The sequence below is a fragment of the Pseudomonas sp. B21-041 genome (genome assembly GCF_024748675.1).
GTDB classification, from domain to species: Bacteria; Pseudomonadota; Gammaproteobacteria; order Pseudomonadales; family Pseudomonadaceae; genus Aquipseudomonas; species Aquipseudomonas neuropathica.
The window spans coordinates 1,013,676-1,035,225 of sequence record NZ_CP087175.1; the positions used below are offsets into that span (position 1 = coordinate 1,013,676).

Sequence of the window (21,550 nt, forward strand, 5' to 3'; positions counted from 1 at the left end):
GAGATGTTTTGATGAAGCCGCTTTACCTCGCCTCCGGATCGCCGCGTCGCCGTGAATTGCTCACGCAGATCGGCGTTGCGTTCTCCGCCATCAGTGCGGATATCGACGAAACCCCATCACCCGAAGAATTGCCCTCGGCCTATGTCGAACGCTTGGCGCGCGGCAAAGCCGAGGCCGGACGCCACACGGTCGTGTCCACTCAGCCATTCTGCGTGCTGGGTGCCGATACTGCCGTGGTGCTGGACGGCAAAATTCTGGGCAAACCGGTGGACGAAGCCGATGCATGCGCCATGCTGATGATGTTGTCCGGCAAGGAGCATGAAGTGCTGACCGCCATCGCCGTGCTTGAAGACGAGCGCTGCGAGTCGCGGGTGGTGCGCAGTCTGGTGCGGTTTCGCGCGATCAGCATTGAGGAAGCGGCCGCTTACTGGGCCAGTGGCGAGCCACGGGACAAGGCCGGTGGTTATGGCATTCAGGGACTCGGCGCGGTGTTTGTCGCGGGCCTCAATGGCAGTTACTCGGCGGTGGTCGGGTTGCCTGTTTGCGAAACCGCAGAACTGTTAGGCCATTTCGGCATACCCTGTTGGCAAAACCTGAACGCGCCATAAGCGTCGTACCCATCCAGATGCGGCCATTATCGTGAACATGCCTGAACGAGATCCTGCCATGAGTGAAGAGATTCTGATCAACATCACGCCGATGGAGTCGCGCGTGGCGGTGGTCGAAAACGGTGTGCTGCAAGAAGTCCACGTTGAGCGCACACAAAAGCGCGGGATTGTCGGCAACATCTATAAAGGCAAGATCGTCCGCGTGCTGCCGGGTATGCAGGCAGCGTTTGTCGACATCGGCCTGGACCGCGCGGCATTCATTCACGCCGCCGAAATCTCTCTACGTGAAGGTCCTGCGGTCGAAAGTATCAGCGCGCTGGTGCACGAAGGTCAAAGCCTGGTGGTGCAAGTCACCAAGGACCCGATCGGTTCCAAAGGCGCGCGCTTGACCACGCAGCTGTCGATACCTTCGCGTTATCTGGTGTACATGCCACGCACCGCCCACGTCGGCATCTCTTTGAAAATCGAAGACGAAGCCGAACGCGAACGCCTCAAGCAGGTGGTCAGTGATTGCGTGGCCAAGGAAGGCATCAAGGAGGCCGGTGGTTTCATTCTGCGCACCGCCGCCGAAGGCGCTGGCGCCGATGAAATCCTCATGGACATCCGTTACCTGCGACGTCTGTGGGATCAGATCAACGAACAGATCAAAACCATTGCCGCGCCAAGTGTGATTTACGAAGACCTCGGCCTGGCGCTGCGTACATTGCGCGATCTGGTTAACCCGAAAATCGAGAAGATTCGCATCGATTCCCGGGAAACCTTCCAGAAAACCACGCAGTTCGTCGCCGAACTGATGCCGGAAATCGCCGATCGTCTGGAACACTACCCGGGTGAACGACCGATTTTCGACCTCTATGGCGTCGAAGACGAAATCCAAAAAGCCCTCGAACGCAAGGTGCCGCTGAAATCCGGTGGCTATCTGGTGGTGGATCCGGCGGAAGCCATGACCACCATCGATGTGAACACCGGGGCTTTCGTCGGCCATCGCAACCTCGAAGAAACCATCTTCAAGACCAATCTCGAAGCGGCCACCGCGATTGCCCGGCAAATGCGCCTGCGCAACCTGGGCGGGATCATCATCATCGACTTCATCGACATGGAAGATGAAGAGCATCAACGCCAAGTGTTGCGCACGCTGGAAAAACAACTGGAACGAGATCACGCCAAGACCAACATCATCGGCATCACCGAATTGGGCCTGGTGCAGATGACGCGCAAGCGTACTCGGGAAAGTCTGGAGCAGGTGCTGTGCGAACCGTGCAGCAGCTGTCAGGGGCGCGGCAAACTGAAGACTGCAGAAACCATCTGTTACGAGATTTTCCGCGAGATTCTCCGCGAGGCCCGGGCCTATCAGGCTGAGGGTTATCGTGTGTTGGCGAACCAGAAAGTGGTGGATCGCTTGCTTGACGAAGAATCCGGTAACGTCGCCGAGCTTGAAGGGTTTATCGGTCGCACCATACGCTTCCAGGTGGAAACCATGTATTCCCAGGAACAATATGACGTGGTGCTGCTCTGATCCCCTGCGTCACTTTTATTCCACCGCGGCTGGCCTCAGCTTTTCGCAGTATTTTTGCCATGGGAGCCAACTGACATGGAGCGTCTGACACGCATTTTGGCCACATTCACCCGCTGGGGGCTGGGCCTGTGCGCGTTGGTTCTGGTGTTGATGGCGTTGTACGTCAGTCTCGGTCGTGAGCTGACCCCGTTGGTGGCCGAATATCGCGCCGACATCGAAGACAAGGCCAGTGCCGCCCTCGGCATGCCGTTGCAGATCGGCGAACTTGAAGGCAACTGGAGCGGTTTTGCGCCGATCCTGCTGGCCCATGATGTAATGGTCGGCGCTGGCGCCAATGCGTTGCGTCTGGATCGGGTACGGGCGGTACCGGATCTGTGGGCCAGCCTGCTGGCGCGCGAAGTGCGCATTGCCCACCTTGAACTCAACGGCCTGAAAATCAGCCTCAAGGAAGCCGAGGACGGCAGTTGGGCGCTGGAAGGCTTGCCGGTGCAGAACGATCAACCGCTCGACCCGCAGCAACTGTTCAATCGCTCGCAAATGATTCAGCAACTGTCGGTGCTCGACAGTCAGGTGACCCTGCAACCGCTGGATCACGCGCCGCTGACCCTAACTTATGTCGGCCTTAATCTGAAAACCGGCGCCAGCCGTCAACGGCTCGATGCGCGTTTGACCTTGCCGGATGGCCAGCCCGTTGCACTGAGCCTGCGCACGCGGATTCGCCCCGAGCAATTGAAGGACAGTGTGGTGGACGGTTACGCCAGCCTGCCGCAAAGCGACTGGTCGAAATGGCTGCCAGAGCGTCTTACCCAACAATGGAATTTTTCCGAGATCAAAGCCGGCGGCGAACTCTGGGTCAATTGGGCCAAGGGCACGCTGCAGAGTGCTGCGTTACGCTTGAATGCTCCGCAACTGACCGGCGCCTATGCCGATCGCAAGCCGATCCAGATCAATAATCTGGCGCTTAACGCCTACTACCAGAACAGTGCCGAGGGCGCGACCGTTACCCTCGATGCACTGGCGATGAGTTTCGGCGAAAGCCGTTGGGAGTCGCATGTACAACTGAAGCAGACGCGCGCGACCGACAAGGTGGACGAGCTCTGGCACTTGCAAGCGGATCGTCTGGATCTGACTCCGATCACCCCGTTGCTCAATGCGTTGGGGCCGTTGCCGCAAGGTTTCGCTACGGCTGTCGATCATCTGAAAGTCACCGGTGGCCTGCGTAACGTGCTGCTGGATTTCCGCCCCAATGCCACCGATGGCAATAAGTTCAGTTTCGCCACCAATCTGGACAATGTCGGTTTCGACGCCTATCACGGCGCTCCGGCGGCTCGAAACGTCAGCGGTAGCCTCAGCGGCAACCTCGACGGTGGCGAGTTGCGCATGGACAGCAAGGATTTTGTCCTGCACCTCGACCCGATTTTCGCTAAGCCATGGCAGTACATTCAGGCCAATGCACGCCTGACCTGGAAGCTCGACAAAGACGGCTTCACCCTGATCGCTCCGTACCTGAAGGTGCTTGGCGAGGAGGGCAAGATTGCCGGCGATTTCCTGATACGCCTGCATTTCGACCATAGCCAGGAAGACTACATGGACCTGCGGGTCGGTCTGGTCGATGGCGACGGTCGTTATACCGCCAAATATCTCCCCGAAGTGCTTAGTCCAGCACTCGACGAGTGGCTGCGTACGGCCATTCTCAAAGGTGCGGTCGACCAGGGTTTCTTCCAGTATCAGGGATCGCTGAGCAAAAATGCCGGGGAGGCCGACCGCAGCATCAGCCTGTTCTTCAAAGTGCACGACGCTGAACTGGCCTTCCAGCCGGGCTGGCCGCACGTAAGCAAGGTCAGTGGCGATGTGTTTATCGAAGACAGCGGTGTGCGGATCTGGGCTGACAAGGGCCAGTTGCTCGACACTCAGGTCAGCGATGTCTTCGTCAATATTCCCCATGTGCCGGCCGGACAACATACGCACATGTATCTCGATGGCGGGTTTGCCGGCGGCCTCGGTGATGGTCTGAAAATTCTTCAGGACGCACCGATCGGCACCGGTGAAACCTTTGCCGGATGGGAAGGGGCGGGGGATCTGCAAGGCAAGCTCAAACTGGACATCCCGCTGGACAAGGGCGGCGATCTGCCGAAGATTCTGGTCGACTTCAAAACCGCCAATGCGCGCCTGAAACTCGCCGAGCCAAAGCTGGAGCTGACTCAACTCAAAGGCGATTTCCGCTTCGACAGCGCCAAAGGACTCAGCGGGCAGAACATCGCCGCGCGGGCGTTCGACAAACCGGTAACCGCACAGATCTTCGCCGATGGCAGCCCCGGCAAGCTCAAGACCCGGGTCGCCGCATCCGGTCAGGTCGAAGTGAAGAAGCTCACCGACTGGCTGGGCGTGACACAACCACTGCCGGTCTCCGGAACCATTCCTTATCAGTTGCAATTGAATCTGGACGGCGCCGACAGCCAGTTGATGGTCAGCTCCAGCATGAAGGGTGTGGCGGTGGATCTGCCGGCACCGTTCGGTATGGCGGCAGATGTCGGACGCGATACCGTGTTCCGCATGACCTTGCAGGGGCAGGAGCGGCGTTATTGGTTCAACTACGACCAACTGGCCAATTTCACCTTCGCGGCACCGCCGAGCAATTTTGCCGAGGGCCGGGGTGAATTGTTCCTCGGTGCCGGCGAAGCGGTGCTGCCGGGCGCCAAAGGCTTGCGGATTCGCGGAGTGCTCTCGGAACTGGACGTCGCGCCGTGGCAGGATCTGGTGAACAAATACGCCGGGCAGGATCCGGGCGGCAGCGCCAAGCAATTGCTCAACAGTGCTGATTTCAAGGTCGGTAAGCTCACGGCATTCGGGACCACGCTGGATCAGGCGTCGGTTCAGGTCAATCGCAAGCCGGGCGCGTGGAATCTGTCCCTCGATAGCCAGCAGGCCAAAGGCTCGGCGAACCTGCCGGATGCCAAAGCCGTGCCGATTGCGGTCAATCTGCAATACGTGAAGCTGCCGGCGCCGGACCCGACGGTGCAGGCTGACGAGAATTCGCCGGACCCTTTGGTTTCGGTGGATCCGACGAAGATTCCAGCGCTGGATATCACGATCAATCAACTGTTTCTGGGGCCGGATCTGGTCGGTGGCTGGTCTTTGAAAGTGCGACCAACCGCCAAGGGCATCGCCCTGAATAATCTCGACATGGGCCTCAAAGGCATCCTGTTGCAGGGCAATGGCGGCTGGGAGGGTGCGCCCGGGGCGACCAATAGCTGGTTCAAGGGCCGGATTGGCGGCAAGAACCTCGCCGATGTGCTCAAGGGCTGGGGCTTTGCGCCGAGCGTGACCAGCGAAGAATTTCATATGGACGTCGACGGCCGTTGGCCGGGCTCGCCGGCCTGGCTGGCGACCAAGCGCTTCTCCGGCACGCTCGATGCGTCGTTGAACAAAGGTCAGTTTGTTGAAGTAGAGGGCGGCGCGCAGGCGTTGCGAGTATTTGGCCTGCTTAACTTCAACTCCATCGGCCGGCGTCTGCGTCTGGACTTCTCCGATCTGTTCGGCAAAGGCTTGAGCTACGACCGGGTCAAAGGCCTGTTGGTGGCGAACAATGGTGTGTATGTCACCCGTGAGCCGATTCGCCTGACCGGTCCTTCGAGCAACCTTGAGCTGGACGGTACGCTGGACCTAGTCGGCGACAAGGTCGATGCCAAGTTGCTGGTGACCTTGCCGGTGACCAACAACCTGCCGATTGCCGCGTTGATCGTTGGCGCACCGGCGGTCGGCGGCGCGTTGTTCCTGATCGACAAACTGATCGGTGACCGTGTGGCGCGCTTTGCCAGTGTGAAATACACCGTCAAAGGCCCATGGAAAGAGCCGAAAATCACCTTCGACAAGCCTTTTTGAACAGCCAGCCACTGAACCGATGGAGTAGCATGGCCGCATATCTCTTGCGGAGTTCGCCATGTCTTTAGCGGTGATTCAAATGGTCAGCCAGAGCGACGTGCTGGCCAATCTGGCTCAGGCCCGGCGCCTGCTCGAACAGGCAGCGGCCGGTGGCGCGAAGCTGGCGGTGCTGCCGGAAAACTTCGCCGCCATGGGCCGTCGCGACGTCGCTGACATCGGCCGTGCCGAAGCATTGGGCGAAGGACCGATCCTGCCGTGGTTGAAACAGACCGCCCGCGACCTCAAGTTATGGATAGTGGCCGGTACTTTGCCCTTGCCTCCAGTGGATCAGCCGACGGCCAAAGCCAATGCCTGCTCGCTGCTGGTCGATGAACAGGGCGAAGTCGTTGCACGCTATGACAAGTTGCATCTGTTCGATGTCGATGTGGCGGACAATCGCGGCCGTTATCGCGAATCCGATGACTATGCTTATGGCAGTGGCGTTGTCGTTGCCGATACGCCCGTGGGGCGAGTCGGTCTGACCGTGTGTTATGACTTGCGCTTTCCCGAGCTGTACAGCGAATTACGTGCCGCCGGTGCAGAGTTGATTACCGCACCGTCAGCTTTTACTGCGGTGACCGGCGCAGCGCATTGGGATGTGCTGATTCGCGCACGCGCCATCGAGACACAGTGTTATGTGCTTGCCGCAGCACAAGGCGGAACCCATCCGGGACCGCGAGAAACCTTCGGCCATGCGGCGATTATCGATCCGTGGGGCCGTGTGCTGGCGAGTCAGGATCAAGGCGAAGCGGTGTTGTTGGCCGAGCGCGATAGCAATGAACAAGCGTCCATCAGGGCGCGAATGCCGGTGACGCGTCATCGGCGGTTTTTCTCGCAGGGCGCACAGCGGCCTGCCTCAGAACACGAATTTAAGGCGTAAACCTATGAGCGAGTTGTTGTCCTCAGTCAGTGATCACCTGTTGGCGCCCGGCGGCGTGACGATCGAGAGTCTGCAAGGCGTGCTCGGCGATCTGGCCGGCCCCGGCATCGATGCGGCGGATCTGTATTTCCAAGGGCAGATTTCCGAGTCCTGGGCGCTGGAAGACGGCATCGTCAAGGAAGGCAGCTTCAACCTTGATCAGGGTGTCGGCGTACGCGCGCAGTCCGGTGAGAAAACCGGTTTCGCCTACAGCAACGCGATCACCCTCGAAGCCCTCGGCGCAGCCGCCCGCGCGGCGCGGTCGATCTCCCGGGCCGGGCAGAACGGCACAGTCCAGGCGTTTACCACTCAAGATGTTGCACAGTTATACGCGCCGGATAACCCGCTGGAAGTGTTGAGCCGCGCCGAGAAAGTCGAGCTGCTCAAGCGCATCGATGTCGCCACCCGCGCGCTCGACCCGCGTATCCAGCAGGTCAGTGTGAGCATGGCAGGGGTCTGGGAGCGGATTCTGGTGGCCTCCACCGACGGCGGGCTGGCGGCGGATGTACGGCCGCTGGTGCGATTCAATGTCAGCGTGATCGTTGAGCAGAATGGCCGTCGCGAGCGTGGCGGGCATGGCGGCGGCGGGCGTACCGATTACCGTTATTTCCTTGCCGAGGACCGCGCCATGGGCTATGCCCGTGAAGCGTTGCGCCAGGCGCTGGTGAATCTGGAAGCGATTCCGGCGCCGGCCGGTACGTTGCCGGTGGTGTTGGGTTCGGGCTGGTCTGGCGTGCTGTTGCACGAAGCGGTCGGCCACGGTCTGGAAGGCGATTTCAACCGCAAGGGCAGCTCGGCGTACAGCGGTCGCATGGGTGAAATGGTTGCGTCGAAACTCTGCACCATCGTCGATGACGGCACCTTGAGCGGCCGTCGCGGTTCGCTGAGCGTTGACGACGAGGGCACGCCGACCGAGTGCACCACGCTGATCGAAAATGGCGTACTCAAAGGCTACATGCAGGACAAACTCAACGCGCGCCTGATGGGCGTGGCTCGCACCGGCAACGGGCGCCGGGAGTCCTATGCGCATCTGCCGATGCCGCGAATGACCAACACCTACATGCTCGGCGGCGAAAGCGATCCGGCGGAAATCATTGCTTCGGTGAAGAAGGGCATTTACTGCGCCAACCTCGGCGGTGGTCAGGTCGACATCACCAGCGGCAAGTTCGTGTTCTCCACCAGTGAGGCGTATCTGATCGAAGACGGCAAGATCACTGCGCCGGTCAAAGGCGCGACGTTGATCGGCAACGGCCCCGAGGCGATGAGCCGGGTGTCGATGGTCGGTAACGATCTGGCGCTGGACAGCGGCGTAGGCACGTGTGGCAAGGATGGGCAGTCGGTGCCGGTAGGCGTCGGTCAGCCGACGTTGAAGATCGATGCGATCACCGTGGGTGGCACGGGCGCATAAGAAGAGGTGGAGCTTCGGGTGGCGCGCAGGGCGGCCACCCGGTGGCGAATATCAACGCAGACCGCGTTGAGTTTCGTCCAGCTCACGGATGTACTTGAAGATCTTGCGGCTGGAAGCAGGAGGTTTGTTTTGCGCAACCTCATGCTGAGCCTGACGGATCAGGGAACGCAGTTGCTGGCGATCGGCGTCCGGATACTCGACGACGAATTTTTCCAGCACGGCATCGTCGCCCGCGATCAGGCGATCACGCCAGCGTTCGAGATTGTGGAAACGCTCGTTGTACTGGCGAGTGGAGGCATCAAGTTGATCGAGCAAGGTCAGAATCGCGTCAGTGTCCTGATCGCGCATCAGTTTGCCGATGAACTGCAGGTGCCGTTTACGCGCGATGTTCGCGGTGTGCTTGGGCGCATCGGCCAAAGCCCGGCGCATGGCGTCGGTCAGCGGCAGTTTTGCGATCAAGTCTGGCTTGAGTGTTGTCAGGCGCTCGCCGAGGTCAACCAGAGCATGCAGCTCGCGTTTGACCTGAGATTTGCTTTTTTCTCCCGTATCGAGGGAGTCGTCGTAAGAATCAACCATGGTGGCAGTCCGCAAAGAAACGCCGCCATGATAACCAGTCGGGGGCCGCTTGTCCGGCCCGGTCGCTCGATGACCCCAGCCGAAAGCAGAATTTGAGTGGAGATGAGCATGAGTGCAGTTCAAAGCGTCGGCCCGCAGGCATTGCCGGCACTGCAGGAACAAGTCGAGCAGATCATCGCCGAAGCCAAGCGTCAGGGCGCCAGTGCCTGTGAAGTCGCGGTGTCGCTGGAGCAGGGACTGTCGACGTCGGTGCGTCAGCGCGAAGTCGAAACGGTCGAATTCAACCGCGATCAGGGTTTTGGCATCACGTTGTATGTGGGCCAGCGCAAGGGCTCGGCCAGCACGTCCGCCACCGGGCCTGACGCGATTCGCGAAACCGTCGCTGCCGCACTGGCAATCGCCAAACACACTTCCGAAGACGAAGCCTCGGGCCTGGCTGATGCGGCGTTGATGGCCAAGGAACAACACGATTTTGACCTGTTCCACGAGTGGGATATCACCCCGGAGCAGGCCATCGAGAAGGCCTTGCTCTGTGAAGCGGCGGCATTCGACGCCGATGCGCGGATCAAGAACGCCGACGGCACCACGCTCAGCACTCATCAGGGCTGCCGCGTGTACGGCAACAGCCACGGATTCATTGGTGGCTACGCATCGACGCGGCACAGCCTGAGTTGCGTGATGATTGCCGAGGCCGATGGCCAGATGCAGCGCGATTACTGGTATGACGTAAACCGTCAGGGCACTTTGCTCGCGGATCCGGTAAGCATCGGCCAGCGTGCTGCGCAACGGGCGGCGAGCCGTCTGGGCGCGCGTCCGGTGCCGACTTGCGAAGTGCCGGTGCTGTTTTCCGCAGAACTGGCGGGTGGTCTGTTTGGCAGTTTCCTCTCGGCGGTGTCCGGCGGCAGCCTGTATCGCAAGTCGTCCTTCCTTGAAGGCACTCTGGGGCAGAAGCTGTTCCCGGAATGGCTGACCATCGATGAGCGTCCGCACCTGATGCGCGCGATGGGCAGTGCTTCCTACGACGGTGATGGTCTGGCGACGTATGCCAAACCGTTCGTCGAAAAGGGCGAGTTGGTGTCGTACATCCTCGGCACGTACTCCGGACGTAAACTCGGTATGCCGAGCACGGCCAACGCAGGCGGCGTACACAACCTGTTCGTCACCCATGGCGATGAAGACCAGGCTGCACTGTTGAAGCGCATGGGCCGTGGCTTGCTGGTCACTGAATTGATGGGCCATGGCTTGAACATGGTCACCGGCGACTATTCGCGCGGGGCGGCGGGTTTCTGGGTCGAGAACGGTGAAATTCAGTTCGCCGTGCAGGAAGTGACCATCGCCGGCAATATGCGCGACATGTTCAAGCAGATCGTCGCGGTCGGTAATGATCTGGAGCTGCGCAGCAACATTCGCACCGGTTCGGTGTTGATCGAGCGGATGACCGTCGCGGGCAGCTAAACCCCGGCCGTCACACACAAAAGGCGCGCCACCTCATCGGGTGGCGCGCCTTTTTTATTGGCTCCATACAAAACCAATGTGGGAGCGAGCCTGCTCGCGAAAGCGATTTCACGGCCGACCGCAGTGGTGACTGACAGGACGCCTTCGCGAGCAGGCTCGCTCCCACCCTGAAATCTGCATCGCTCGGTGCTCTTGTTTTGGTTCTCATTATCATCTAATAATAAATCTCATTATCGGATGAGCCCCGGATCATGAGTTCTGCCTTGCACGAGCAGCCGTACCTCGAAAGCTGGCGCTGGATGAGTCGCCAGATCCGTTGCGCGATGGATCCCGACGAACCGCGCCTGATCGAACACTATCTGGCCGAGGGCCGGTATCTGGCCTGTTGTACGGCGACTTCTCCCTGGACCATCGCTGAAACTTCCTTCCGTCTGCTGCTCGACACGGCCACCGATATCGCCTTGCCGTGGCACTGGCGCAGCTTCTGTCTCGATCAAGCTTGGCGTCCGCTGCGTGAAATGGAGCGCCTGTCCCTGTGCAAATGCCGGCTCCAACGTTGGCAACGCTACACCTGGCAGCTCGCCACCTGCGAACTGCTGCCCTCGATTCCTCTTATTGAACTGGTGCAAGGATTTTCAGATGACCAAGACACGTATTGAGCGCGACAGCATGGGCGAACTGCAGGTGCCGGTGGACGCTCTCTACGGCGCGCAAACCCAGCGCGCGGTGGATAACTTCCCGATTAGCGGCAAACCGATGCCGACGCAATTCATCCGCGCGCTGATCCTCGCCAAAGCCGCCGCCGCCCGCGCCAACGTTGAACTCAACCAGATCAGCGCCGCCCAGGGCAAAGCCATCAGCGACGCCGCGCAAGGTCTGCTCGAAGGCGACTTCATGCAGCATTTCCCGGTGGACATCTTCCAGACCGGTTCCGGCACCAGTTCCAACATGAACGCCAACGAAGTGATCGCCACCCTGGCCAGCCGTCTGCTCGGCGAGCCGGTCAACGCCAACGATCACGTCAACTGCGGGCAGAGCAGCAACGACATCATCCCGACCACCATCCACGTCAGCGCTGCGCTGGCCCTGCACGAACAACTGCTGCCGGCGCTGCTGCACCTGGTGCAAGTGATCGAGCACAAAGCCACGCACGTACATCACCACGTCAAAACCGGTCGCACGCATTTGATGGACGCGATGCCGGTGCGCATGAGCCAGGTACTGAACGGTTGGGCGCAGCAGCTCAAGGCCAACTTCAGTCATCTGCAGGATTTGCTTCCAAGCCTGCAATCCCTAGCGCAGGGCGGCACGGCGGTCGGCACCGGGATCAACGCGCATCCTGAATTCGCCGCGCGTTTCAGCCGCCAGTTGAGTCAATTGACCGACGTGGAATTCACCCCGGGCAAGGATCTGTTCGCGCTGATCGGCTCGCAGGACACCGCCGTCGCCGTCTCCGGCCAGCTCAAGGCCACTGCGGTGTCGCTGATGAAAATCGCCAACGACCTGCGCTGGATGAACTCCGGCCCGCTCGCCGGCCTCGGCGAAATCGAACTGGAAGCCCTGCAACCGGGTTCGTCGATCATGCCGGGCAAGGTCAATCCGGTGATCCCGGAAGCCACCGCCATGGTCGCCGCGCAAGTGATCGGCAACGACTCGGTGATTACCATCGCCGGTCAGTCGGGCAATTTCGAACTGAATGTGATGCTGCCGATCATCGCGCAGAACCTACTGAGCAGCATCGAGCTGCTGGCCAATTCCAGCCGCTTGCTCGGCGACAAAGCCATCGCCAGCTTCAAGGTGAACGAGTCGCGCCTTAAAGAAGCGTTGTCGCGCAACCCGATTCTGGTGACCGCGCTCAACCCGATCATCGGTTACCAGAAAGCCGCCGAAATCGCCAAGCAGGCCTACAAGGAAGGCCGTGCGGTGATCGACGTCGCCCTGGAACACACCGACCTGTCGCGCAGCCAACTGGAAGAGTTGCTCAACCCAGAGAAACTCACCGCCGGCGGCGTGTAAACCCCGCAACCGCTTTGGAGGCTCACCATGGAGCACTGGAAACGCACGATCGAACGGGCCAATCGCTGCTTCATGCTCGGCGAACTGATCGACGCCCGTGAGGCTTACCTGCAAGCCCTGGCCCTGGCGCAAGTGTTGTTCGAACGCTGGGCGGATGCCGACGAGGCGGTGGCGGCTTGCGTCATCTCCCACCACAACCTGGCCGATCTGCACTTGCGCCTGAATCAGCCGGAGGAGAGCGCCGAATACCTCTGCGCCATCCATCAACGCTTGTTGCAGACCATGCAGGACGAACGTCAGCGCCTGGCCTTGCGTGAAGCAGCGCTGCGCCAGAGCAGCAAGACTTACGTCGAGCTGTTGAATTTCATCAGCGAGCACGGTGAATACCCGCGCACCCAACGCCTGCTGCATCCGGATACCGGCAATGCGCGCCGCGCGCCTGCCCCCCATCACCATGGAGTCCATTGAAATGGCTTTTACCTTGCCTGCCTTGCCTTACGCCTACGACGCGCTCGAACCGCACATCGATGCGCAGACTATGGAGATCCACTACACCAAGCATCACCAGACCTACATCAACAACCTCAACGCCGCCGTTGAAGGCACTGAATACGCCGAGTGGCCGGTGGAAAAACTCGTCGCCAGTGTTCAGCAATTGCCGGAAAAACTGCGTGCGGCGGTGATCAATCAAGGCGGCGGTCACGCCAACCACTCATTGTTCTGGGAGGTCATGGTACCCAACGGTGGCGGCAAACCCGACGGTGCGCTGGCCAAAGCCATCGATGAGCAATTGGGTGGTCTCGACAGCTTCAAGGAAGCCTTCACCAAAGCCGCGTTGACCCGTTTCGGCAGCGGCTGGGCTTGGCTGAGCGTGACCCCGGAGAAAAAACTGGTGGTGGAAAGCAGCGGCAACCAGGACAGTCCGTTGATGAATGGCAATACGCCGATTCTCGGACTCGATGTCTGGGAGCACGCCTACTACCTGCGGTATCAGAACCGTCGGCCGGAATACATCAACGCTTTTTACAACGTGATCAATTGGCCTGAAGTCGCTGCGCGTTATCAGGCTGCGCTGGTTTAAGTCTTCTATAAAAACAATCCAAGGCTGACTATGGGCACTGAAACACTGGCGATCGGAAGTGGGCGTATGTTTCGTTACGCAGTAGGATCGCTGTTGCTGTTGGCGGGCATGACTTTGCTGGTCGCCCACGGACTGGAATGGCTGAATCTGGAACCGAGGCTGTTGCGGGCGTTGCAGGGCGGCGCGATCTGCGCCCTCGGCACGGCGCTCGGAGCTGTGCCAGTGCTGGTGATTCGGCGGATGCCGCAGACACTCAGTGATACGTTGCTGGGTTTTGGTGCCGGGGTGATGCTCGCGGCGACGGCGTTTTCGCTGATCGTGCCGGGCATTGCTGCCGCCGAAAACCTCGGACTGACACCGTGGGGCGCCAGCGGCCTGATCTGCTTAGGCATCATGCTGGGTGCGTTCGGGCTGTATCTGGTCGATCGCAAGGTTTCCGGCGCGTCCCCGGAAATGCTCGTCGGCACCGTCGAGCATCCGGTGATTCCACCACGTATCTGGCTGTTCGTGTTCGCCATCATTGCCCATAACATCCCTGAAGGCATGGCCGTCGGCGTTTCTGCTGGCGGCGGCATGCCGGATGCGGACAGCCTGGCCATGGGTATCGCTTTGCAGGATGTGCCGGAAGGTCTGGTGATTGCGCTGGTGTTGGCCGGGGCGGGGATGTCGCGGGTCAGGGCGTTTCTGATCGGCGCGGCGTCAGGTCTGGTCGAACCGGTGTTTGCGCTGTTGTGTGCCTGGCTGGTCAGTCTGGCGCAGGTGTTGTTGCCGTTAGGTCTGGCATTGGCTGCGGGGGCGATGTTGCTGGTGGTGACGCACGAAGTGATTCCCGAGTCGCGACGCAATGGTCATGACAAACTGGCCAGTCTTGGTCTGTTGATCGGGTTTTGTCTGATGATGGTGATGGATACGGCGTTGGGTTGAAGATCAAAAGATCGCAGCCTGCGGCAGCTCCTACGAGGGGATTGGTGCGACATGGGCTGCGACTTTTTGATTTTGGCTGTCAGCCGCCTTCTTCGAAGTAGTTGTTGATCAACGCCACCAGCGCATCCAGCGCTTCCTGTTCCTGATGCCCTTCGGTACTCAGATAGATCTTGGTGCCCTTGCCAGCCGCCAGCATCATCATCGCCATGATGCTTTTGCCATCAACCGTGGTCTCTGGTGTACGACCCACTCTGATCGTGCAATCCGGATACTGCCCGGCCACTCCAACAAACTTGGCCGATGCGCGGGCATGCAGGCCCAGCTTGTTGATGATTTCGATTTCCAGAGCAGGCATCGCGGTGTGAATCCTTTAAGTGAGGTCGCGGTGGCGAACCTGGACGTTCTTCAGGGTTTTCTGCAGGGCCTGACCCAGACGTTCGGTCAGGTAGACGGAGCGGTGATGCCCGCCGGTGCAGCCAATGGCAATGGTGACGTAAGCGCGGTTGCTCGCGGCGAAGCGCGGCAGCCACTTGTGCAGGTAGGTGAAGATGTCCTGAAACATTTCTTCGACCTCCGGCTGTGCCGCCAGGTATTCAGCCACCGGCGCATCGAGACCCGATTGCGCGCGCAGTTCCGGCTTCCAGTATGGATTGGGCAGGCAGCGCACATCGAATACCAGATCCGCGTCTACCGGCATGCCGCGCTTGAAGCCAAAGGACTCGACCAGAAATGCGGTCCCCGGCTCCGGTTGGTTCAGCAGACGCAGCTTGATGGAGTCGCGCAACTGGTACAGGTTCAGATTGGTGGTGTTGATCTTCAGGTCGGCGAGGTCGGCAATCGGGCCGAGCAGGGCGGTTTCATCCTGGATCGCCTCGGCCAGTGAGCGGTTGGCGTTGCTCAGCGGGTGACGACGGCGGGTTTCGGAGAAACGCTTGAGCAGGGTTTCTTCGTCGGCGTCCAGATACAGGACGTCGCATTGGATGTGTTTGGCCCGGACATCTTCAAGCAGTTCGGGAAAGCGTGTCAGGTGGCTCGGCAGGTTGCGCGCATCGATGGACACGGCTACCAGCGGCTGCGCCAGTTCCGTGTGAATCAGCGCGCGTTCGGCCAGTTCCGGCAGCAAACCTGCGGGCAGGTTGTCGATGCAGTAATAGCCGTTGTCCTCAAGGACATCCAGAGCCGTACTTTTACCCGAGCCGGAACGGCCGCTGACGATGATCAAGCGCATGATTAGTGCCCGTTCTGCTCGTCCAGGACAACCTGATACAAGGCTTCATTGCTTGGAGCGCTGCGCAGTTTTTCACGCACTTCCTTGCGATCGAGCATGCTCGCGATCTGGCGCAGCAGCTCCAGGTGCGCATCGGTGGCAGCCTCCGGGACCAGCAAAACAAACAGCAGGTCAACCGGTGCGCCGTCAATGGCGTCGAAATCAATCGGAGCATCAAGGTGCATCAGCGCACTGATCGGTGCAGTGCAACCCTTGAGGCGGCAATGGGGAATGGCGATGCCGTTACCAAAACCGGTGGAACCGAGTTTTTCACGGGCAATCAACGCCTCGAAGACATCTTGCATCTCCAGATCCGCCACTTCGCGGGCGATCAGGTTGGCAATTTGTTCGAGGGCTTTCTTTTTACTGCCGCCCGGCACGTTCACGAGGGAACGGCCGGGGGTCAGGATACTTTCAAGTCGGATCATGGGGTGGGGGGTTATCGACCGGTAGCGCCCTGGAGCAGGCTCTGGGTCTTTTCCTTATGCTTTTTGAGTTGTTTATCCAGCTTGTCGGTCAAGGCGTCGATCGCCGCGTACATATCGGTATGTTCCGCGTTGGCGACCACTTCGCTGCCGGGTATATGCAAGGTGGCTTCGATTTTCTGCTTCAGCTTTTCGACGCACATCGTGACTTGCACGTTGGTGATCTTGTCGAAATGGCGCTCCAGTCGTTGGAGTTTTTCCTCGATGTAGGAACGCAGAGGTTGGGTCACTTCCAGTTGGTGTCCACTGATGTTGACTTGCATACAGCTTCTCCTTCGTTGCCAGTGCATAAAGCGGCAGGCCGGATAGCCTGCCACTGGAACGCTGTAACGTGGCTTACATCAACCGCTTGCGTTCGCTCGAAGGCGCGATCCCGAGGGATTCGCGGTACTTGGCGACGGTGCGGCGAGCCACCTGAATGCCTTGTGCCTCCAGTAAACCAGCGATCTTGCTGTCACTCAACGGCTTTTTCTGATTTTCCGCGGCAACCAGTTTTTTGATGATCGCGCGGATCGCCGTGGACGAGCATTCGCCGCCTTCGGAGGTGCTGACGTGGCTTGAGAAAAAGTATTTCAGTTCATAAATACCGCGCGGGGTATGCATGAATTTCTGTGTGGTCACCCGGGAAATGGTCGATTCGTGCATGCCGACCGCTTCAGCGATGTCGTGCAGAACCAACGGCTTCATGGCTTCGTCGCCGTACTCCAGAAAACCGCGTTGATGCTCGACGATCTGGGTAGCTACTTTCATCAGGGTTTCGTTGCGGCTCTGCAGGCTCTTGATGAACCAGCGGGCTTCCTGCAACTGATTGCGCATGAAGGTGTTGTCGGCGCTGGTGTCGGCGCGACGGACGAAACCGGCGTACTGGGCGTTGACGCGCAGGCGCGGTACCGATTCCTGATTCAGCTCGACCAGCCAGCGCTCGTTGTCCTTGCGCACGATGACGTCAGGGACAACGTATTCGGCTTCAGTGGATTCGATTTGCGAGCCAGGGCGCGGATTGAGGCTTTGCACCAGTTCGATGACCTGGCGCAGCTCGTCTTCCTTGAGCTTCATGCGGCGCATCAACTGGCTGTAGTCGCGACTGCCGAGCAGGTCGATGTAATCGCTGACCAGACGTTTCGCTTCCGCCAGCCACGGCGTCTTGGCGGGTAGCTGACGCAATTGCAGCAGCAGGCATTCGCCAAGGTTGCGCGCGCCGATACCGGCCGGTTCGAATTGCTGGATGCGGTGCAGGACGGCTTCGATTTCATCGAGTTCGATGTCGAGTTCCGGATCGAACGCCTCGAGGATTTCCTCGAGGGTTTCGTCCAGGTAGCCCTGATTGTTGATGCAATCGATCAGGGTCACGGCGATCAGGCGATCGGTGTCGGACATCGGTGCCAGGTTCAGTTGCCACAGCAGGTGGCTTTGCAGGCTCTCGCCGGCGGACGTGCGGGTGGTGAAGTCCCATTCGTCGTCATCGCTGCTGGGCAGGCTGCTGGCGCTGGTCTGGTAGACGTCTTCCCAGGCGGTGTCGACCGGAAGTTCGTTGGGGATACGCTCGCTCCAGTCACCTTCCTCCAGGTTGTCCACCGTGGGCGCGGTTTCCTGATACGAGGGTTCCTGGATCTCGGTGTTGGGCTTCTGTTCGGCGTTGTCGGCCATGGGATCGGAATTGTCGAAGTCGTCGCCTTCTTCCTGGCGTTCGAGCATCGGATTGGATTCCAGAGCCTCCTGGATTTCCTGTTGCAGATCCAGGGTCGACAATTGGAGCAGGCGGATGGCCTGTTGCAGCTGCGGTGTCATCGTCAGCTGCTGGCCCATTCTCAAGACTAGCGATGGTTTCATGGCAGGGGCTTAACACCTTATTCGCCGGCGCTATGCGCCATCCACTACAGGGCGCCGGGGCGCCAAACTTAAGCAAATTATATGCCTGAAACTGAAGTGTTTGCCTAGAGCGCTGTAACAATTAAAGCGTATTAATTCCTGCTTGAATCGATACAGCGCCCGGGCGGCGCACCGGGCACTGTTACGCTTACAAGCGGAACTCGTGGCCCAGATACACTTCCTTGACCAGATCGTTGGCCAGGATGGTTTCTGCATCGCCTTCGGCGATCAGTTGACCATCGTTGACGATGTAAGCGGTTTCGCAGATGTCCAGCGTCTCACGGACGTTGTGGTCGGTGATCAATACACCGATGCCCTTGGCCTTGAGGTGGTGGATGATCTGCTTGATATCGCCGACCGAGATCGGATCGACACCGGCGAACGGTTCGTCGAGCAGGATGAATTTCGGTGCCGTTGCCAATGCACGAGCGATTTCCACCCGGCGACGTTCACCACCGGACAGGCTCATGCCAAGGTTGTCGCGGATGTGGCTGATGTGGAATTCCTGCAGCAGGCTTTCCAGCTCCTTGCGACGGCCGGCCTTGTCGAGCTCCTGACGGGTCTCGAGGATGGCCATGATGTTGTCGGCCACCGACAGTTTGCGGAAGATCGACGCCTCTTGCGGCAGATAGCCAATACCGGCCTTGGCGCGACCGTGCATCGGCTGGTGGCTGACGTCCAGATCGTCGATCAGCACGCGACCCTGATCGGCCTGTACCAGGCCGACGATCATGTAGAAACACGTGGTCTTGCCGGCGCCGTTCGGGCCGAGCAGGCCGACGATCTGGCCGCTGTCGATCGACAGGCTGACGTCACGCACGACCTGGCGGCTTTTATAGGCCTTGGCCAGGTGCTGAGCTTTCAGAGTTGCCATTACTGGGTTTTCTCGTCGGTTTTCTTCTTCGGCTGGATCACCATGTCGATGCGCGGACGCGCCTCGGTGACCTTGCTGCCGGTAGCACGACCAGCGCTGGCCAGTTTCTTCACGGTGTCGTAGACGATTTTCTCGCCCTGAGTGACGTTGCCGTCTTTGTCGACGACCTTGGCCTTATCGATCAGCACGACGCGGTTTTGCTGGGCGTGGTATTGAATCGTCACGCCGTAGCCTTGAACCGGTTTGGTGTCGCCCTGGGTTTGCAGCTGCTCGAAATAAGCCAGGTTGCCCACGGAGGTCACTACGTCGATATCTCCATTCGGGGCGCGAGTCATGGTGACGGTGTTGCCTTTAACGATCATCGAACCTTGGGTGATGATCACATCACCTTTATAGGTGGCGATGCCGTTCTTGTCGTCCAGTTGGGCGTCGTCGGCCTGAATGCGGATAGGTTGCTGCTGATCGTTCGGCAGAGCCCAGGCGCTCACGCTTCCCAGTGCTGCGCCCAGACTGAGCAAAATAGGGAGGGTTTTAACGAGCCTCATACTGTCCTCTTACGTTCGATAGCAGGTGTATCCTGCTTTCCTTCAGGTACGCTTTCATTCCAACGCCAGTCGATACACCGCCAGCGCCGTCGATTCTAACGGGTTGCTCGGTCTGCGCATATTCCTGCTGCGGGAACACGGTCATGCGAGTGGAAGTGATCAGGATGTCACGCTTCTTTTCATCGGTGCGCGCAACGCGTACCGAATCGATCAGTTCGACTTCGGTGCCGCCTGAGTTCACTTCACCGCGCTCACTGGTCACGTGCCACGGGAATTCTGTTCCGCGATACATGTTCAGGTCGGGTTTGGTCACGAGCGTGACGTCGGTTGCCTTAACGTGCTCGGCTTTTTCGGACGTCATTTCATACTGCACCTTGCCATCCGGCAGGTATTGCAGGGTATGCGTGTTGGTTGCATACCAGTCGATAGGCGTTTCAACCGAGGTGACCGGTGGTTTGTCGAGAAAGCGTTCCGGGCTGATATTCCAATAGCCGACCGCTGCGAAAATCGCAGCGATGCAGCCAAACAGCAGGAAGTTACGAAATTTTTTGCTGAACATGGTTTGGCTCACAGGTACGCGGCGTTGGCCGCATCGAGGCGGCCCTGGGCGCGCAGGATCAATTCGCAGAATTCGCGGGCGGCGCCTTCGCCACCACGGGCCCGGGTTACGCCATGGGCGTGTTCGCGGACGAAATCGGCGGCGTTGGCTACGGCCATGCCCAGACCAACACGGCGAATCACCGGAAGGTCGGGCAGATCGTCACCGAGGTAGGCGACTTCTTCATAGCTTAGGCCCAGTTGCGCAAGCAGGCCGTCGAGCACGACCAGTTTGTCTTCACGGCCCTGAAACAGGTGGGGAATCCCCAGGTTTTTCGCTCGACGTTCAACGACGGGTGTCTTGCGGCCGCTGATGATAGCGGTCTGCACGCCGGCGTTCATCAGCATTTTGATGCCTTGACCGTCGAGGGTGTTGAAGGTCTTGAACTCGCTGCCGTCTTCAAGGAAGTACAGGCGACCGTCGGTGAGGACGCCGTCGACGTCGAAAACCGCCAGTTTGATCGCTTTGCCGCGTTGCAGCAGATCGTTGCTCATTACATGACTCCTGCGCGCAGCAGATCGGAGAGGTTGAAGGCGCCGACCGGGCGATCTTCCTCGTCTACGACTACCAATGCGTTGATTCGGTGATCTTCCATGATTTTCAGGGCTTCGGCGGCCAGCATTTCCGGGCGGGCAGTCTTGCCGTGGGCCGTCATTACCTGGTCGATGGTGGCGCTGCGGATGTCGATGCTGCGATCCAGCGTGCGGCGCAAGTCGCCGTCGGTGAAGATCCCGGCGAGTTTGCCGTCGGTTTCAAGGATGACGGTCATGCCCAGACCTTTACGAGTCATTTCCATCAATGCGTCTTTGAGCAGCGTGCCGCGTTGGACTTGCGGCAACTCTTGTCCGGCGTGCATGACGTTTTCCACTTTCAGCAGCAGGCGACGGCCGAGGGCGCCACCCGGGTGCGAGAAAGCGAAATCTTCGGCGGTGAAGCCGCGTGCTTCCAGCAGTGCCACGGCCAGTGCATCGCCCATGACCAGTGCTGCGGTCGTCGACGAGGTCGGTGCCAGGTTCAGCGGGCAGGCTTCATGCTCGACATGAACATTGAGATTGACCTCGGCAGCCTTGGCCAGCGGCGATTGCGGGTTGCCGGTGACGCTGATCAACTGGATGCCCAGACGTTTGATCAACGGCAGCAGGGTTACGATTTCATTGGTCGAGCCGGAGTTCGACAGGGCCAGAATCACATCGTCACGAGTGATCATGCCCATGTCGCCATGACTGGCTTCGGCCGGGTGGACAAAAAAGGCTGGGGTGCCGGTGCTGGCCAGGGTGGCGGCAATCTTGTTGCCGATGTGCCCGGACTTGCCCATGCCGACCACGACTACACGGCCTTTACTGGCCAGAATCATCTCGCAAGCGCGTACGAAATCGGCGTCGATATGGGGCAACAAGCCTTGTACGGCTTCCACTTCGAGTTGGATGGTGCGTTGTGCCGATTGAATCAGGTCGCTGGATTGGCTCATGTCAGAAATCGTATAGCCCG

At 59.6% G+C, this 21,550-nt stretch carries 22 protein-coding genes; 11 read left to right on the forward strand and 11 right to left on the reverse strand.

Annotated elements, in window-relative coordinates; genetic code table 11:
* The first annotated feature begins 11 nt into the window (after positions 1-11).
* The 5 genes from LOY43_RS04305 to tldD all read left to right on the forward strand — a co-directional run bounded on the left by LOY43_RS04305 (position 12) and on the right by tldD (position 8,372).
* A complete protein-coding gene (locus LOY43_RS04305; protein WP_258709250.1) occupies positions 12-608 on the forward strand; it encodes a nucleoside triphosphate pyrophosphatase in 597 nt (198 codons plus the stop codon).
* A 58-nt stretch (positions 609-666) separates the two neighbouring features.
* Entirely contained in the window at positions 667-2,124 is a 1,458-nt protein-coding gene (rng, locus tag LOY43_RS04310) for a ribonuclease G (protein ID WP_007915369.1), read from the forward strand.
* A gap of 75 nt (positions 2,125-2,199) precedes the next feature.
* A complete protein-coding gene (locus LOY43_RS04315; RefSeq protein WP_258709251.1) occupies positions 2,200-6,006 on the forward strand; it encodes a YhdP family protein in 3,807 nt (1,268 codons plus the stop codon).
* A gap of 58 nt (positions 6,007-6,064) precedes the next feature.
* Positions 6,065-6,925 (forward strand): carbon-nitrogen hydrolase family protein, encoded by an 861-nt coding sequence (locus LOY43_RS04320; RefSeq protein WP_095049749.1) that lies wholly within the window; start codon positions 6,065-6,067, stop codon positions 6,923-6,925.
* Positions 6,926-6,929: 4 nt separating this feature from the next.
* Positions 6,930-8,372: a metalloprotease TldD gene (tldD, locus tag LOY43_RS04325; protein WP_034154473.1), complete on the forward strand. Its 1,443-nt coding sequence runs from the start codon at positions 6,930-6,932 to the stop codon at positions 8,370-8,372.
* Positions 8,373-8,423: 51 nt separating this feature from the next.
* On the opposite strand, the gene yjgA is transcribed toward tldD, so the two are convergent.
* On the reverse strand, positions 8,424-8,948 hold the full coding sequence (yjgA, locus tag LOY43_RS04330; protein WP_007915377.1) for a ribosome biogenesis factor YjgA: 525 nt from the start codon (positions 8,946-8,948) through the stop codon (positions 8,424-8,426).
* A gap of 108 nt (positions 8,949-9,056) precedes the next feature.
* Between yjgA and pmbA the strand changes: the two genes are divergently transcribed.
* The 6 genes from pmbA (at position 9,057) to LOY43_RS04360 (ending at position 14,424) form a co-directional block, all read left to right on the forward strand.
* Positions 9,057-10,403 carry a metalloprotease PmbA gene (gene pmbA / locus LOY43_RS04335; protein ID WP_093435945.1) on the forward strand — a complete coding sequence of 449 codons (1,347 nt, stop codon included), beginning with the start codon at positions 9,057-9,059 and terminating at the stop codon, positions 10,401-10,403.
* 251 nt (positions 10,404-10,654) lie between these two features.
* Complete coding sequence (locus LOY43_RS04340; RefSeq protein ID WP_095049750.1) at positions 10,655-11,062, forward strand: FagA protein; 408 nt, start codon at positions 10,655-10,657, stop codon at positions 11,060-11,062.
* A complete protein-coding gene (locus LOY43_RS04345; RefSeq protein ID WP_258709252.1) occupies positions 11,043-12,419 on the forward strand; it encodes an aspartate ammonia-lyase in 1,377 nt (458 codons plus the stop codon). Before LOY43_RS04340 ends, LOY43_RS04345 begins: the two co-directional genes overlap by 20 nt.
* 27 nt (positions 12,420-12,446) lie before the next feature.
* Positions 12,447-12,887: a hypothetical protein gene (locus LOY43_RS04350; RefSeq protein ID WP_016984162.1), complete on the forward strand. Its 441-nt coding sequence runs from the start codon at positions 12,447-12,449 to the stop codon at positions 12,885-12,887.
* 1 nt (position 12,888) lies between these two features.
* Positions 12,889-13,500, forward strand: coding sequence for a superoxide dismutase (locus LOY43_RS04355; protein ID WP_095049752.1), 612 nt, complete (start codon positions 12,889-12,891; stop codon positions 13,498-13,500).
* Positions 13,501-13,530: 30 nt separating this feature from the next.
* Positions 13,531-14,424, forward strand: a complete 894-nt coding sequence (locus tag LOY43_RS04360; protein ID WP_095049753.1) for a ZIP family metal transporter — start codon at positions 13,531-13,533, stop codon at positions 14,422-14,424.
* A gap of 79 nt (positions 14,425-14,503) precedes the next feature.
* Here the strand turns inward: LOY43_RS04360 and LOY43_RS04365 are convergent, their stop codons facing one another.
* The 10 genes from LOY43_RS04365 to LOY43_RS04410 form a co-directional block, all read right to left on the reverse strand.
* Positions 14,504-14,779 carry an HPr family phosphocarrier protein gene (locus tag LOY43_RS04365; RefSeq protein ID WP_258709253.1) on the reverse strand — a complete coding sequence of 92 codons (276 nt, stop codon included), beginning with the start codon at positions 14,777-14,779 and terminating at the stop codon, positions 14,504-14,506.
* Positions 14,780-14,794: 15 nt separating this feature from the next.
* Positions 14,795-15,652, reverse strand: a complete 858-nt coding sequence (gene rapZ, locus LOY43_RS04370) for an RNase adapter RapZ (protein ID WP_038357533.1) — start codon at positions 15,650-15,652, stop codon at positions 14,795-14,797.
* 2 nt (positions 15,653-15,654) lie between these two features.
* Positions 15,655-16,119 carry a PTS IIA-like nitrogen regulatory protein PtsN gene (ptsN, locus tag LOY43_RS04375; RefSeq protein WP_095049754.1) on the reverse strand — a complete coding sequence of 155 codons (465 nt, stop codon included), beginning with the start codon at positions 16,117-16,119 and terminating at the stop codon, positions 15,655-15,657.
* Between the two features lie 11 nt (positions 16,120-16,130).
* Entirely contained in the window at positions 16,131-16,439 is a 309-nt protein-coding gene (gene hpf / locus LOY43_RS04380; protein WP_008085073.1) for a ribosome hibernation-promoting factor, HPF/YfiA family, read from the reverse strand.
* A gap of 73 nt (positions 16,440-16,512) precedes the next feature.
* Positions 16,513-18,006, reverse strand: coding sequence for an RNA polymerase factor sigma-54 (locus LOY43_RS04385; protein ID WP_038357535.1), 1,494 nt, complete (start codon positions 18,004-18,006; stop codon positions 16,513-16,515).
* 187 nt (positions 18,007-18,193) lie between these two features.
* On the reverse strand, positions 18,194-18,919 hold the full coding sequence (gene lptB / locus LOY43_RS04390; protein WP_008085069.1) for an LPS export ABC transporter ATP-binding protein: 726 nt from the start codon (positions 18,917-18,919) through the stop codon (positions 18,194-18,196).
* Positions 18,919-19,464: a lipopolysaccharide transport periplasmic protein LptA gene (gene lptA / locus LOY43_RS04395; RefSeq protein WP_038357536.1), complete on the reverse strand. Its 546-nt coding sequence runs from the start codon at positions 19,462-19,464 to the stop codon at positions 18,919-18,921. Before lptA ends, lptB begins: the two co-directional genes overlap by 1 nt.
* Entirely contained in the window at positions 19,451-20,023 is a 573-nt protein-coding gene (lptC, locus tag LOY43_RS04400) for an LPS export ABC transporter periplasmic protein LptC (RefSeq protein ID WP_038357537.1), read from the reverse strand. Before lptC ends, lptA begins: the two co-directional genes overlap by 14 nt.
* Before the next feature lie 8 nt (positions 20,024-20,031).
* The gene (locus LOY43_RS04405) at positions 20,032-20,556 is read right to left on the reverse strand and encodes an HAD family hydrolase (RefSeq protein WP_095049755.1); all 525 of its coding nucleotides are present in this window, start codon (positions 20,554-20,556) and stop codon (positions 20,032-20,034) included.
* On the reverse strand, positions 20,556-21,530 hold the full coding sequence (locus LOY43_RS04410; protein WP_007912405.1) for a KpsF/GutQ family sugar-phosphate isomerase: 975 nt from the start codon (positions 21,528-21,530) through the stop codon (positions 20,556-20,558). Before LOY43_RS04410 ends, LOY43_RS04405 begins: the two co-directional genes overlap by 1 nt.
* Between the last annotated feature and the right edge of the window lie 20 nt (positions 21,531-21,550).

Bases quoted from the DNA above. Each gene is read 5' to 3' on its own strand.
- LOY43_RS04305 (WP_258709250.1), top strand. From the start codon at position 12: ATGAAGCCGCTTTACCTCGCCTCCGGATCGCCGCGTCGCCGTGAATTG.
- rng (WP_007915369.1), top strand. From the start codon at position 667: ATGAGTGAAGAGATTCTGATCAACATCACGCCGATGGAGTCGCGCGTG.
- LOY43_RS04315 (WP_258709251.1), top strand. From the start codon at position 2,200: ATGGAGCGTCTGACACGCATTTTGGCCACATTCACCCGCTGGGGGCTG.
- LOY43_RS04320 (WP_095049749.1), top strand. From the start codon at position 6,065: ATGTCTTTAGCGGTGATTCAAATGGTCAGCCAGAGCGACGTGCTGGCC.
- tldD (WP_034154473.1), top strand. From the start codon at position 6,930: ATGAGCGAGTTGTTGTCCTCAGTCAGTGATCACCTGTTGGCGCCCGGC.
- yjgA (WP_007915377.1), bottom strand. From the start codon at position 8,948: ATGGTTGATTCTTACGACGACTCCCTCGATACGGGAGAAAAAAGCAAA.
- pmbA (WP_093435945.1), top strand. From the start codon at position 9,057: ATGAGTGCAGTTCAAAGCGTCGGCCCGCAGGCATTGCCGGCACTGCAG.
- LOY43_RS04340 (WP_095049750.1), top strand. From the start codon at position 10,655: ATGAGTTCTGCCTTGCACGAGCAGCCGTACCTCGAAAGCTGGCGCTGG.
- LOY43_RS04345 (WP_258709252.1), top strand. From the start codon at position 11,043: ATGACCAAGACACGTATTGAGCGCGACAGCATGGGCGAACTGCAGGTG.
- LOY43_RS04350 (WP_016984162.1), top strand. From the start codon at position 12,447: ATGGAGCACTGGAAACGCACGATCGAACGGGCCAATCGCTGCTTCATG.
- LOY43_RS04355 (WP_095049752.1), top strand. From the start codon at position 12,889: ATGGCTTTTACCTTGCCTGCCTTGCCTTACGCCTACGACGCGCTCGAA.
- LOY43_RS04360 (WP_095049753.1), top strand. From the start codon at position 13,531: ATGGGCACTGAAACACTGGCGATCGGAAGTGGGCGTATGTTTCGTTAC.
- LOY43_RS04365 (WP_258709253.1), bottom strand. From the start codon at position 14,779: ATGCCTGCTCTGGAAATCGAAATCATCAACAAGCTGGGCCTGCATGCC.
- rapZ (WP_038357533.1), bottom strand. From the start codon at position 15,652: ATGCGCTTGATCATCGTCAGCGGCCGTTCCGGCTCGGGTAAAAGTACG.
- ptsN (WP_095049754.1), bottom strand. From the start codon at position 16,119: ATGATCCGACTTGAAAGTATCCTGACCCCCGGCCGTTCCCTCGTGAAC.
- hpf (WP_008085073.1), bottom strand. From the start codon at position 16,439: ATGCAAGTCAACATCAGTGGACACCAACTGGAAGTGACCCAACCTCTG.
- LOY43_RS04385 (WP_038357535.1), bottom strand. From the start codon at position 18,006: ATGAAACCATCGCTAGTCTTGAGAATGGGCCAGCAGCTGACGATGACA.
- lptB (WP_008085069.1), bottom strand. From the start codon at position 18,919: ATGGCAACTCTGAAAGCTCAGCACCTGGCCAAGGCCTATAAAAGCCGC.
- lptA (WP_038357536.1), bottom strand. From the start codon at position 19,464: ATGAGGCTCGTTAAAACCCTCCCTATTTTGCTCAGTCTGGGCGCAGCA.
- lptC (WP_038357537.1), bottom strand. From the start codon at position 20,023: ATGTTCAGCAAAAAATTTCGTAACTTCCTGCTGTTTGGCTGCATCGCT.
- LOY43_RS04405 (WP_095049755.1), bottom strand. From the start codon at position 20,556: ATGAGCAACGATCTGCTGCAACGCGGCAAAGCGATCAAACTGGCGGTT.
- LOY43_RS04410 (WP_007912405.1), bottom strand. From the start codon at position 21,530: ATGAGCCAATCCAGCGACCTGATTCAATCGGCACAACGCACCATCCAA.